This window comes from Pseudomonas sp. LBUM1658 (assembly GCF_059716055.1).
Genome location: NZ_CP166798.1, coordinates 3,298,300 through 3,311,226, shown reverse-complemented (window position 1 = coordinate 3,311,226; position 12,927 = coordinate 3,298,300). Strand labels below are relative to the sequence as shown.

Sequence of the window (12,927 nt, the reverse complement as noted above, 5' to 3'; positions counted from 1 at the left end):
TCCGGGAGGATCGCTATGAGTGGCTGGACGATTTTCTGGATTTTTCTGTTGGTGGTGATCGTCGTTCTGGTGGTGGTGAATTTCCACGACATCAAACGCTATTTCAAAATCCGCAATATGTGATCTCGAGTACCGGCGTTGGTCTGGGAGATGGTTATGGTGATGGCATGCGAACGGCTTGACCAGGCTTCGCGTACAGCGGCAGGCACCGGCGAAGCGATTCGTGTCAGAGGCTTGGTGCAAGGCGTGGGTTTTCGGCCCACTGTCTGGCGCCTGGCCCGCGATTGCGGGCTGTGCGGAGACGTCTGCAACGACGCCGAAGGGGTGCTGATTCGCATCTGGGGCGCACGTGCGGCCCGCGAACGGTTTCTCGCCCGCCTGCGCGCCGAAGCCCCGCCGCTATCGCGGATCGACTCACTGGAGTCCACGGCGCTGAGCGGTCAGGCGCCAGTGACGGATTTTCGCATTGTCAAAAGCTCCGGCGGCCGGGTGCACACCGCAATAGTTGCCGACGCCGCGACCTGTGCGGCCTGTTTGAGCGAGGTGTTTGACCCCGTCAATCGTCGTTACCGTTACGCCTTCACCAATTGCACCCATTGCGGGCCGCGGATGTCGATTGTCCGTGCCATCCCTTATGACCGCGGCAATACCAGCATGGCTGCATTCACGCTGTGCCCGGCCTGTCTGCGCGAATATCGGGATCCCGCCGACCGGCGCTTCCATGCTCAACCCAATGCCTGCCCGAATTGCGGGCCGCGGCTATGGCTCGAAGCTGCCAGCGGATCCGCGGTCGATTGCAGCGGTGATCCACTCAAAGCGACCCAGCGCTTGCTCAAGGCCGGGCACATCGTGGCCATCAAGGGCATTGGCGGCGTGCATCTGGCTTGCGATGCCTCGAATGCCAGCGCCGTGGATCGACTGCGCCAACGCAAGCGCCGTGAGCACAAACCTTTCGCCCTGATGGCCCGTGATACGGCGATGATCCGCCGCTATTGCAGCCTGGACCCGGAACAATTCGCGCTGCTGCAGGAGCCGGCCGCGCCCATTGTGCTGCTGACCATCGACGGCCCGGAACACCTGGCCGATGGCGTGGCGCCCCGGCAATGCTGCTACGGTTTCATGCTGCCCTACTCGCCCCTGCACCATTTGCTGATGGCCGGCCTGAAGACGCCAATCGTGCTCACCAGCGGCAACCGCAGCGAAGAACCGCAGTGCATTGGCAACGACGAGGCCCGCGAACGCCTGGGCGATATCGCTGACGCGCTGCTGCTGCATGATCGGGAGATCGTTAACCGGCTGGACGACTCGGTGGCCCGGTTGGTGGCTGGCAGCCCTGCCCTGCTGCGTCGCGCTCGTGGTTATGCGCCGACGCCGCTGCGCTTGCCCGCGGGTTTTCGCGCCGCGCCAGCGGTCCTGGCCTTGGGTGGCGAACTGAAGAACAGTTTCTGCCTGATCAAGGACGGTCAGGCGATCCTCTCCCAGCACCTGGGCGATCTGGCCAACGCCAGTGCCAATGCCGCCAGCCGCCAGACCCTGGCGCTGTACCAGCAGCTGTTCGAGTTCCAGCCTCAGGTGCTGGCGATTGATTGCCATCCCGACTACCTGCCGAGCAAGTTCGGCCGCGCTTGGGCCGCGGAAAATGGCCTGGTGCTGGTCGAGGTTCAGCATCACCACGCACATATCGCCGCCTGCCTGGCCGATAACGCTGTCGAGTTGAACGCGCCGCCGGTGCTCGGCATTGCGCTGGACGGCACCGGCTATGGCGATGACGGCAGCCTGTGGGGCGGTGAGTTTTTGCTGGCTGACTACCGTGGCTATCGACGCCTGGCCAGCCTGGCGAAGGTCGCCATGCCTGGCGGCGAAGTGGCCATCGAGCAACCCTGGCGCATGGCCTATGCCCACCTGCGGCGCACCGCGCAATGGCCAACGTTGGTCAAGCAGTTCGGCGAACTGGCGTATTTCCAGACGCTGGCGGACAAACCCCTGGCGACCTTGGACGGCATGCTCGCATCGGGCTTCAACAGCCCCCTGAGCAGCTCCTGCGGACGCCTGTTCGACGCGGTTGCGGCGGTCATCGGCCTGTGCCAACAGGTTAGCTACGAGGGTCAGGCGGCGATCGAGCTGGAGGCCGCCGTCGATGCCTCGGCGCTGTCAGACCACCAGGGTTATCCCTTTGCGATTGTGTTGGACAACGGCTTTCCACGCCTGGAGCCGCAACCGATGTGGCGGGCGCTATTGACTGACCTGCGCGCAGGTATGGCGCCGGGGGTGATAGCGGCGCGCTTCCATGTCGGCCTGGCGCAAGCCGTGGTGCAGATGGTCGAGTACCTGGGGCAACTGCATGGCGACCTCTGGTCCGGACGCATCGCGCTGTCGGGCGGGGTATTGCAGAACGCGGTACTGACCCGCGAGCTGATCCAGCGCCTTGAATTCCGTGGCTTGCAGGTGCTGCGCCACGCACGGGTGCCGGCCAACGACGGCGGGCTGAGCCTGGGCCAGGCGGCAGTCGCCACGGCGCAAACCCTCGCGGCACCAGAGGAGCGGCAACCATGTGCGTAGGCATCCCCGGACAAATCGTCGAGATCGTCGATGCGGCGACCGACACCGCCACCGTGGAGATCGGTGGCATCCGTCGCGCGATCAATATTTCTTGCGTGGTCGGCGACGGTCGCAGCCACGCCGATTGCCTCGGCGAGTGGGTACTGGTGCATGTCGGCTTTGCCATGAGCCGGATCGATGAACACGAGGCGCTCAAGACCCTCGAACTGCTGCAGGCACTGGGTGAAATGGCCGAAGAGATGCGTCTGATGCAGGACAACCGATAGGGAGGCACGACCATGTCCCAAGGTGATAGCCCACTGCGTGGCTTGTACCCGTTCTTGCACGGCGACAAGCAAGAGGTCGGCGCGCTCGATGCGGCGCTGCTCGAATCCGTGCAGCAAAAGGCCGCCCATAGCGTCGAGGTCAAACAGCGATTTTTTGCCGAAAACGCCGAAGCGGTGGTGGCGACGGCCCGGGCCATCGCCGCGGTGTATCGCCAGGGTGGGCGCATGTTGTCGATGGGCAACGGCGGCTCTTCCTGCGACGCCGCGCATTTCGCCGTGGAGTTCCTGCACCCGATCACCGCCGGCCGGCCGGCCCTGACCGCCACCAACCTGGCGGCCGATCAGGCGATGATGACCGCGGTGGGTAACGACGTCGGCTTCGATCACATCTTCGTCCGCCAACTCATTGCGCTGGGAAGGCCCGGGGACGGCCTGGTGGGATTTTCCACCAGTGGCAACTCGGGCAATCTGCTCAAGGCCTATGCCAAGGCCCGGGAAATGGGCATGACCACCATCGGCCTGGCCGGCGGCGACGGTGGAGCAATGGCTCGCTCAGCTGATCTCGATCATTGCCTGGTGGTGCCCACCGACAGCATCCACCGGATCCAGGAAGTGCATGTCGCCACCTACCACATTCTCTGGGACCTGGTGCACACCCTGCTCGCCGATGAGCGCGGCGGCCTGGAGGCCCGGCCATGAAATTCGTCGATGAGTTCCGCGACCCGGTCAAGGCCCGGGTGCTGGTGAAGCAGATCGAGAAACTGGTGCTGCGCATACCGGTGTGCCGCACGCGCCCGCTGCAACTGATGGAAGTCTGCGGCGGGCACACCCACTCGATCTTCAAGTACGGCATCGAGCAGATGCTGCCTGACGCCATCGAATTGGTGCATGGCCCCGGCTGCCCGGTGTGCGTGCTGCCCATGGGCCGGGTCGATGACTGCGTGGCGCTGGCGCAGCACCCGAACATCATCTTCACCACCTTCGGCGACGCCATGCGCGTCCCGGGTTCGAAAAAGAGTCTGCTGCAGGCCAAGGCCGAAGGCGCCGATGTACGGCTGGTGTACTCGCCAATGGACGCGCTGAAGATCGCCCGCGACAACCCGACCCGCGAAGTGGTGTTCTTCGCCCTGGGCTTCGAAACCACCATGCCGTCCACCGCCCTGACCGTCCTGCGGGCCGACGCCGAGAACCTCGAAAACTTCTCGGTGTTCTGCAACCACATCACTATTATCCCGACCATCAAGGCGATCCTCGACTCGCCGGAGTTGACCCTGGACGGCTTCCTCGGTCCCGGCCATGTGAGCATGGTGATCGGCAGCGAGCCCTATGAATTCATCGCCAGGCACTACAAGAAGCCGCTGGTGATTTCCGGCTTTGAACCGCTGGATATCCTCCAGTCGTTATGGATGATCTGCAAACAACTGGCCGAGGGCCGTTGCGAGGTGGAAAACCAGTACCAACGCGTGGTCCCCGACGCTGGCAACAACCCGGCCCTGCAAGCGGTGCAAAAGGTCTTTCAGTTGCGCGAGTTCTTCGAATGGCGTGGCCTGGGGTCGATCGACCATTCGGGGGTCAAGCTGCGCGAGGCCTATGCCCGCTTCGACGCCGAGCGCAAATACCCGGTGCCGAACCTGAAGATCGCCGACCCCAAATCCTGCCAGTGCGGCGAAGTCCTCAAGGGCGTGATCAAGCCCTGGCAGTGCAAGGTATTCGGCACCGCCTGCACCCCGGAGATGCCCCTGGGCTCGTTGATGGTTTCCAGCGAAGGAGCCTGCGCCGCGGTGTACAACTACGGGCGCATCGATCTGGTGGACATCCTCAAGCAGCGCGAAGCCGCTGTCGGTGAAGCCCACAGGGAGCACCAGACATGAGGCTACCCGACCCGGAGAATCTCGCCCTCGAGCAACCGCCAGCGCGTATTCGTCAGCGCAGCGGCAAGGTTCGCGGCGACACCATTACCCTGGCTCACGGCAGTGGTGGCAAGGCCATGCGCGACCTGGTGGACGATGTGTTTGTCGGTGCGTTCAACAACCCGTTGCTGGCAACCCTGGAGGATCAGGCCCGCTTTGCCTTGAGTGATCTGGCCAGGAACGGCGACCGACTAGCGTTCACCACTGACTCCTATGTGGTCGACCCACTGTTTTTTGCCGGGGCCAACATCGGCGACCTGGCCGTCAACGGTACGGTCAACGACCTGGCGGTGTCTGGCGCCCTGCCGCTGTACCTGTCCTGCGCGGTGATCCTCGAAGAAGGGTTCCCGGTGGCCGACTTGCGGCGCATCGTTGCCTCCATGCAGCAGGCTGCGCAAGTCGCCGGGGTGCAGATCGTCACCGGCGACACCAAGGTGGTGGAGCGCGGCGCGGTGGACAAGCTCTTTATCAACACCTGCGGCATCGGGGTAATTCCGACCGGTGTCAATATCGCCGCGACCCGCGCCCGCCCCGGGGACAAGGTCCTGGTCAATGGCTACATCGGCGACCATGGCGTGGCGATCCTCGCCGCCCGTGATGATCTGGCGCTGGATGTGCCGATCAGCAGCGACTGCCAGCCACTGCACGGCCTGATTGCCGCTCTGCTCAAAGCCTGCCCCGATGTGCACTGCCTGCGCGATGCCACGCGCGGCGGCATCGCCACGGTGTTGAACGAGTTCGCCCAGGCCGCCGATGTCTGCGTCAACCTCGATGAACCGACCATCCCGGTGCGCGAAGCGGTCAAGGGCGTGTCGGAAATTCTCGGTCTCGACCCGCTGTATTTCGCCAACGAAGGCAAGCTGGTAGCCGTGGTCCCCGGCCATCTGGCCGAGGCTGCACTGGCGGCGATGCGCGCACACCCGGCCGGTGTCGACGCGGCGATCATCGGTGAGATCGGCGCCAGCCCGGTGGGTTGCGTGATCATGCACACCGCATTCGGCGGAGAACGCATCGTCGACATGCTGATTGGCGAACAACTGCCGAGGATCTGCTGATGCACGAGCTGTCCATTACCCAGAGCATTGTCGAGGCTTGCAGCGAGCGCGCCGGCACAGCGCGGGTGCTGCGGGTCACGCTGGAGGTCGGCAGTTTGTCATGCGTGATGCCGGATGCCCTGCGCTTTTGCTACGAGGTGGTCTGCGAGGGCACGCCACTGCAGGGTTCGGTCCTGGAGATCCTGCGCATTCCCGGCCTCAGCCGCTGCCGCGATTGCGGCGCAACGGTGCAGATGGAGGACCTGCTGTCCAGCTGTCGCTGCGGCTCGATCAATCTGGAGCGACCCCGCGGTGGCGACCAGCTGCGGATCAAGTCGATGGAAATCGAGGAGGCAGCCTGATGTGTACCACTTGTGGTTGCTCCAATGGCACCGGGGCAAGGATCACCGACCTGAGCACCCGCAAGATGCAACCGGTTGCCGAGCACGACCGGCAAGGTGCGTATGTGCGCATGCCGCCCCACGATCCCGCGCACACACATGCTCAGGCCCATGGCACCACCATTAACCTCGAGCAGCAGATTCTGGCGAAGAACAACCGCCTGGCCGGGCTCAATCGCCAGTGGCTCAAAGCCCGCAACATTCTGCTGCTGAACCTGATGAGTTCACCTGGCGCCGGTAAAACCACCTTGCTCGAGCACACCCTGCGTGACCTTGCCGGCGACCTGTCGATCAGCGTGGTCGAAGGCGATCAGGAAACCCTGTTCGATGCCGAGCGGATCCGCGCCACCGGCTGCAAGGCGGTGCAGGTCAATACCGGCACCGGCTGCCACCTGGAAGCCGGAATGCTGGCCAGCGCCCTCGAGCAACTCGCGCCCCCGGCCAATTCTCTGGTCATGGTGGAAAACGTCGGCAACCTGGTCTGCCCGGCCCTGTTCGATCTTGGCGAACGGGCCAAGGTGGTCATCCTCTCGGTCACCGAAGGCGCCGACAAGCCGCTCAAATACCCGCACATGTTCAGAGCCTCGAGCCTGATGATCATCAGCAAGACCGACCTGCTGCCCTATGTGGATTTCGACCTGGACGCCTGCATCGCCTTCGCCCGTCGAATCAATCCTGATATCGAAGTGCTGCAACTCTCCGCGACCCGCGGTGAGGGATTACCCCACTGGTACGCCTGGTTGCGCGGCCAACTGTTCAGCGAGGTCTGAGAGAACATCATGGTCGAACTGTTGCTACTGGGTTTTCTGTTGGGGATGCGCCACTCCATGGAAGCCGACCATGTCGCTGCCGTGGCCACCCTCACCACCCGCAGCCGCAGCACCCGCGAGGCGATTCTGCTGGGAGTGGCCTGGGGTTTGGGGCACACCCTGACCCTGCTGGTGGTGTTCTGCCTGGTGTTGGCCATGGACGGGGTGATCCCCGAGCGTCTGGCCCAAGGCCTTGAAGGCGCGGTCGGGGTGATGCTGATCCTGCTGGGGCTGGACCTGCTACGGCGCATGCGCCGCGAACGGGTGCATTTTCATCTGCATCGGCATGCTGACCACACCCTGCACTTGCACGCCCACTCCCATGCCGGTGACACCAGTCCCCACCGCCTGCATCACGAGCACCCGCACCCCCGGCAGTTTCCGATGCGGGCGCTTTGCGTGGGTATGATGCATGGGCTGGCCGGCTCGGCGGCGCTGATTCTGCTGACCCTGGGTCATGTCGCATCGCCGCTGACCGGGCTGGTCTATGTCGGCCTGTTCGGCCTCGGTTCGATTGCCGGCATGGCGCTGTTGTCGTTGATTATCAGCGTGCCGCTGCACAGCGTGCGGCACATCACCTGGCTGTGTAGCAGCCTGCAAGCCGCGGTGGCCGTGACCACCATTGCTATTGGCAGCCTGCTGGTCTACCAGAACTACCTGACGCCACTGGTGTGAGGTGCCTCGCTACAGGGTGATGTCCATGCCATCGAACGCCACTTCGATGCCGCGGCGTTCCAGCAGCGCCCGTTCGGCAGAGTCCTCATCGAGAATCGGGTTAGTGTTGTTGATATGGATAAGAATCTTGCGCTGCTCGGGGAAGCCTTCAAGCACTTCGAGCATCCCGCCGGGGCCGCTTTGCGGCAGATGACCCATTTCGCTGCCGAGTTTGTCGCCGACCTCGCAGACGCACATTTCATCGTCGCGCCAGAGGGTGCCGTCCACCAGCAGGCAGTCGGCGCGGTGCATCCACTCGAGCAATTGATCATCGACCTGACCGAGCCCCGGGGCATAGAACAGGCTGGCGCCGCTGCGCCGGTCTTCGATGAACAGGCCGATGTTATCGCCCGGCTGCGGGTTGCCGCGATGGGGCGAGTACGGCGGAGCGCTGCTGCGCAACGGGATCGCCCGCAGCCGCAGGTGGTTACAGCCAGGAATGCTGAAGGGTTCACCGTCCAGGCCGATGGGCTGCCATTGCAGGCCGCCGTTCCAGTGGCTGAGCATGTTGAATAAGGGGAATCCGCTGCTGAGGTCCTGATGGACCATCTCGGTACACCAGACTTTATGCGGGCAGCCTTCGCGCAGGCTCAGCAAGCCAGTGCAATGGTCAATCTGGCTGTCGAGCAGGATCACTCCGGCAATCGCCGTATCGCGCACCTGGCGGGCCGGTTGCAGCAATGGGAAAGACTCCTGCTGGACGCGGATGTCCGGCGAGGCGTTGCATAGAATCCAGCTCACGCCGTTGTCGCTCAGGGCAATCGACGACTGTGTCCGCCGTTGCGCCCGCACGCTGCCATCGCGCACGCCGGCGCAATTGCGGCAGTTGCAGTTCCATTGCGGAAAACCACCGCCAGCGGCGGAGCCGAGAATCCGGATATGCATGGGGCAATGCTCCAGTGAGGAGGTCCCGGCCAATGGAAGACTGGCCGGGAGAACAATCAACGGCTGGCGAAATACATGGTCACTTCGAAGCCAATACGCAGATCGGTAAACGCGGGTTTAGTCCACATGGGTCAATCCTCTTCTTATGCCGGGCTATTCCGGTAGAAGCATTAATGCACGGGGCCTGGCGGGACTGAATGCTACTTTGGAAGGAGGTTGCGGGGTGCATTGGTAGGGGGTGTTGGCGGGGTGTCAGGCATTCAAGATCAAAAGATCGCAGCCTTCGGCAGCTCCTACAGGGGTTGTGTACACCCGATTATGCGCGAGTGTACCGGGTCGGTGTAGGAGCTGCCGCAGGCTGCGATCTTTTTGGCCACCCCAATGCCTGACTGACAGGCATTGGGGTTGGTTTGATGCGTTGCGTGCTAGATCAGAAGAAACCCAATGGATTGATGTCGTAGCTGACCAGCAGGTTTTTGGTCTGCTGGTAGTGGTCGAGCATCATCTTGTGGTTTTCGCGGCCGACGCCGGACTTCTTGTAGCCACCGAACGCGGCGTGGGCCGGGTACAGGTGGTAGCAGTTGGTCCAGACGCGACCGGCCTTGATCGCCCGGCCCATGCGGTAGGCACGGTTGATGTCGCGGGTCCAGAGACCGGCGCCAAGGCCGAATTCGCTGTCATTGGCAATCGCCAGGGCTTCGGCTTCGTCCTTGAAGGTGGTGATGCTCACCACCGGGCCAAAGATTTCTTCCTGGAACACGCGCATCTTGTTGTGGCCCTTGAGCAGGGTCGGCTGGATGTAGAAACCCGTGGCCAGGTCACCCTCAAGCCGCTCGACGGCACCACCGGTGAGCAGTTCGGCGCCCTCTTCCTGAGCGATTTTCAGATAAGACAGGATCCTGTCGAATTGCTGCTCGGACGCCTGGGCACCGACCATGGTTTCGGTGTCCAGCGGGTTGCCGCGCTTGATATTGACGATCTTCTTCATGACCACTTTCATGAAGTCGTCGTAGATCGATTCCTGTACCAGCGCCCGCGACGGGCAGGTGCAGACTTCGCCCTGGTTGAAGAACGCCAGCACCAGGCCTTCAGCGGCCTTCTCGATGAACTGCGGTTCTGCCTTCATGATGTCTTCGAAGAAGATGTTCGGCGACTTGCCGCCCAGCTCGACGGTCGACGGAATGATATTTTCGGCCGCGCATTTCATGATGTGCGCGCCGATTGGGGTAGAACCGGTGAACGCGATCTTGGCGATGCGTTTGCTGGTAGCCAACGCTTCACCGGCTTCGCGACCAAAGCCCTGGACGATGTTCAGCACGCCTGGCGGCAGCAAATCGGCGATCAACTCGGCGAAGACCATGATCGACAGCGGGGTCTGCTCGGCTGGCTTGAGCACCACGCAGTTACCGGCGGCCAGGGCCGGAGCGAGTTTCCAGGCGGCCATCAACAGCGGGAAGTTCCACGGGATGATCTGCCCGACCACGCCCAGGGGTTCGTGGAAGTGATAAGCGGTGGTCAGTTCGTTGATTTCGGCGGCGCCGCCTTCCTGAGCGCGAATGCAGCCGGCGAAATAACGGAAATGGTCGGCGGCCAGCGGCACGTCGGCATTCAGGGTTTCGCGCACGGCCTTGCCGTTGTCCCAGGATTCGGTGACTGCGAGGACTTCCAGGTTCTGTTCGATGCGGTCGGCAATTTTCAGCAGCACCAGCGAGCGGTCCTGGGCTGAAGTCTTGCCCCAGGCGTCGGCGGCGGCATGGGCGGCGTCCAGCGCTTTCTCGATGTCGGCAGCGTTGGAGCGCGGGAACTCGGCAATCACTTCACCGTTCACCGGCGAGGTGTTGGTGAAGTATTCGCCATTGACTGGTGCGACGAACTCGCCGCCAATGAAGTTGCCATAACGCGGCTTGAAAGACACGACGGCGCCTGGTGTTCCGGGTTGAGCGTAAATCATGGTGGGCCTCTGTTTGGTCGAATGCCTGTCGGTCGGACAGGCCATGAACCGATAGTAGAGAGCCTCGCGTGCCAGACGAATGCGCCGTTGGCAGGAGGACTCTCGTTATTTGGTACTGGTTTTTGCCAGTCTGTGGAGCATTTGCGGCGAAAGGGCTGTTGTGGCGAGGGGGCTTGCCCCCGCTGGGCTGCGAAGCGGCCCTAAAATCAGGCACCGCGCATTTTCAGATAAACCGCAGGCGCAGGCTTTACGACTGCTTCGCAGCCGAACGGGGCGATGCGGCGTTCCGACAAGCCCCCTCGCCACAGCAAGCTTGCTCCCACAGGGGATTGTGTCGCCGGTTAGATCAATGCTTGGCCACTACCAGGTCTTTCGGCAGTTTGAAGGTCCAGAGCATGCCGCCCTGGTTGAAGTCCTTGATCCGTTTCGCGACTTCGCCGCCCCACAATGGAACCGCGCCACCCCAGCCGGAGAGGACCGAGACGTACTGTTCGCCATCCATTTCCCAGGTGACGGGTGAGCCGAGGACGCCAGAGCCGGTCTGGAATTCCCAGACTTTCTCGCCGGTCCTGGCGTTGAAGGCCTGCAGGAAACCTTCCGGGGTACCGGTGAAGACCAGGTTGCCCTTGGTGGTCAGCACGCCGCCCCAGAGCGGCGCGTAGTTCTTGTGGCGCCAGACTTCCTTGCCGGTTTTCGGGTCGATGGCGCGCAGCACGCCGATGTAGTCTTCATTCAATGGCTTGATGGTGAAGCCGGCGCCGAGGAACGCCGCGCCCTTTTTATAGGCAATGCCTTCGTTCCAGATGTCCATGCCCCATTCGTTGGACGGCACATAGAACAACCCGGTGTCCTGGCTGTAAGCCATGGGCATCCAGTTCTTCGCGCCGAGGAACGCCGGTGCGACGAACACCGAGCTGCCCTTGGCTTCAGTGCCTGGAGCGCCGGGACGGCTGGCTTCGTTGTAGATAGGCCGGCCATCCTTGTCCAGGCCGGTGGCCCAGGTAATCTTGTCAACGAACGGGAAGCCACGGATGAACTTGCCGTTGGTGCGGTCGAGCACGTAGAAGAAACCGTTGCGGTCAGCGGTGGCTGCGGCCTTGATCTCTTTGCCTTCCTTGTCCTTGTAGTTGAAGGACACCAACTCGTTGACGCCGTCATAGTCCCAGCCGTCGTGCGGGGTGCTCTGGAAGTGCCATTTGATGGTGCCGTCGTCCGGGTTCAGCGCCAGACGCGACGACGAGTAGAGGTTGTCGCCCGGGCGCAGGTGGGAGTTCCACGGCGCCGGGTTGCCGGTACCGAACAGCAGCAGGTTGGTTTCCGGATCGTAGTAACCACCCAGCCAAGGCGCGGCACCGCCGGTTTTCCACAGATCGCCAGGCCAGGTCTTGCCCGCTTCACCGCCGGAAATGCCGTTCTCGACCGCCTTGCCGTCCTTGTAGACGTAGCCCATGTGGCCTTCCACGGTCGGCCGCGTCCACAACAAGTCACCGTTTTTCGGGTCATAGGCTTCTATCTTGCCGACCACGCCGAACTCGCCACCGGCGACCCCGGTGATCAGCTTGCCGTTGATCACCAGCGGCGCGGCGCTGATGGAGTAACCTTCCTTGTGATCGGCGACTTTCTTGCTCCAGACTACCTTGCCGGTGTCCTTGTTCAGGGCTACCAGCTTGGCGTCGAGGGTGCCGAAAAACACCAGGTCGCCATACAGAGCGACACCACGGTTGATCACGTCGCAGCAAGGGCGAATGTCATCGGGCAGGCGCGCATCGTATTGCCAGAGCTTTTTGCCGGTGCGTGCGTCCACCGCGAACACCCGTGAGTAGGAACCGGTCATGTACATCACGCCGTCCTTGATCATCGGCTGCGCCTGCTGGCCGCGCTGCTTCTCGCCACCGAAGGAGAAGGCCCAGACCGGCCGCAAGTCTTTGATGTTGTCGGTGTTGAGAGCATCCAGCGGACTGTAACGCTGGCCCTGGACACCCAGGCCGTTGGTGACGATCTGCCCCGGGTTCTTCGGATCCTGGAGGATGTCTTGATCGGTGACTGCGGCAAGAGCCGAGGCGGACAACAACATGGCGCTGAGCAGCAGGCTCAAGGCGAAGGGTTGGCGGCGTGCGGATTGGGTCATGACGGCTACCTCTGCGGTTTTTGTTATACCCGGGAAATTTTCCCGGTCTGGTGCAGATTCTTGGTCCGTAGGGCCCTGGCGACAATTAGCCGCAGTGCGGAGTTTTCTAGTTCCTTGGTACAGGGGTGGGAATGGAACGGCTGGCGCAGGGCCTTTGTGGGAGGCTTAGCAGTTAACCCAAACCTTTGGCCTGGAGACCAATTGTGGCGAGGGGGCTTGCCCCCGCTGGGGCGCGAAGCGGCCCTAAAATCAGGCACCGCGCATATTCAG

13 protein-coding genes are annotated in these 12,927 nt (G+C 62.8%); 9 read left to right on the top strand and 4 right to left on the bottom strand.

Features of this window, described 5'->3' with window-relative positions; translation table 11 throughout:
* The first annotated feature begins 15 nt into the window (after nt 1-15).
* From ACA064_RS15210 to ACA064_RS15170, 9 genes are read left to right on the top strand one after another with little or no spacing between them, the layout of a single operon-like run.
* Entirely contained in the window at nt 16-123 is a 108-nt protein-coding gene (locus tag ACA064_RS15210; protein ID WP_497674083.1) for a DUF6893 family small protein, read from the top strand.
* Nucleotides 124-156: 33 nt separating this feature from the next.
* Nucleotides 157-2,559, top strand: a complete 2,403-nt coding sequence (gene hypF / locus ACA064_RS15205; RefSeq protein ID WP_497674082.1) for a carbamoyltransferase HypF — start codon at nt 157-159, stop codon at nt 2,557-2,559.
* On the top strand, nt 2,550-2,825 hold the full coding sequence (locus ACA064_RS15200) for a HypC/HybG/HupF family hydrogenase formation chaperone (RefSeq protein WP_497674081.1): 276 nt from the start codon (nt 2,550-2,552) through the stop codon (nt 2,823-2,825). The genes hypF and ACA064_RS15200 overlap by 10 nt, the downstream gene beginning before the upstream one ends.
* 12 nt (nt 2,826-2,837) lie before the next feature.
* Nucleotides 2,838-3,524 (top strand): D-sedoheptulose-7-phosphate isomerase, encoded by a 687-nt coding sequence (locus tag ACA064_RS15195; protein WP_497674080.1) that lies wholly within the window; start codon nt 2,838-2,840, stop codon nt 3,522-3,524.
* Nucleotides 3,521-4,696, top strand: coding sequence for a hydrogenase formation protein HypD (gene hypD, locus ACA064_RS15190; protein WP_497674079.1), 1,176 nt, complete (start codon nt 3,521-3,523; stop codon nt 4,694-4,696). Before ACA064_RS15195 ends, hypD begins: the two co-directional genes overlap by 4 nt.
* Nucleotides 4,693-5,790 (top strand): hydrogenase expression/formation protein HypE, encoded by a 1,098-nt coding sequence (gene hypE / locus ACA064_RS15185; protein ID WP_497674078.1) that lies wholly within the window; start codon nt 4,693-4,695, stop codon nt 5,788-5,790. Before hypD ends, hypE begins: the two co-directional genes overlap by 4 nt.
* Complete coding sequence (locus tag ACA064_RS15180; protein ID WP_497674077.1) at nt 5,790-6,131, top strand: hydrogenase maturation nickel metallochaperone HypA/HybF; 342 nt, start codon at nt 5,790-5,792, stop codon at nt 6,129-6,131. Before hypE ends, ACA064_RS15180 begins: the two co-directional genes overlap by 1 nt.
* A complete protein-coding gene (hypB, locus tag ACA064_RS15175) occupies nt 6,131-6,940 on the top strand; it encodes a hydrogenase nickel incorporation protein HypB (RefSeq protein WP_497674076.1) in 810 nt (269 codons plus the stop codon). Before ACA064_RS15180 ends, hypB begins: the two co-directional genes overlap by 1 nt.
* Nucleotides 6,941-6,949: 9 nt before the next feature.
* A complete protein-coding gene (locus tag ACA064_RS15170; protein ID WP_497674075.1) occupies nt 6,950-7,654 on the top strand; it encodes a hypothetical protein in 705 nt (234 codons plus the stop codon).
* Between the two features lie 9 nt (nt 7,655-7,663).
* Here ACA064_RS15170 and pqqB read toward each other — a convergent pair whose 3' ends face one another.
* The 4 genes from pqqB to ACA064_RS15150 form a co-directional block, all read right to left on the bottom strand.
* Nucleotides 7,664-8,578 (bottom strand): pyrroloquinoline quinone biosynthesis protein PqqB, encoded by a 915-nt coding sequence (pqqB, locus tag ACA064_RS15165; RefSeq protein ID WP_497674074.1) that lies wholly within the window; start codon nt 8,576-8,578, stop codon nt 7,664-7,666.
* Nucleotides 8,579-8,634: 56 nt separating this feature from the next.
* Complete coding sequence (gene pqqA, locus ACA064_RS15160) at nt 8,635-8,706, bottom strand: pyrroloquinoline quinone precursor peptide PqqA (protein ID WP_010209364.1); 72 nt, start codon at nt 8,704-8,706, stop codon at nt 8,635-8,637.
* Nucleotides 8,707-9,008: 302 nt separating this feature from the next.
* Nucleotides 9,009-10,529 carry an acetaldehyde dehydrogenase ExaC gene (exaC, locus tag ACA064_RS15155; protein ID WP_497674073.1) on the bottom strand — a complete coding sequence of 507 codons (1,521 nt, stop codon included), beginning with the start codon at nt 10,527-10,529 and terminating at the stop codon, nt 9,009-9,011.
* Between the two features lie 346 nt (nt 10,530-10,875).
* Nucleotides 10,876-12,657, bottom strand: a complete 1,782-nt coding sequence (locus ACA064_RS15150) for a PQQ-dependent methanol/ethanol family dehydrogenase (RefSeq protein WP_497674072.1) — start codon at nt 12,655-12,657, stop codon at nt 10,876-10,878.
* Nucleotides 12,658-12,927: the final 270 nt, after the last annotated feature.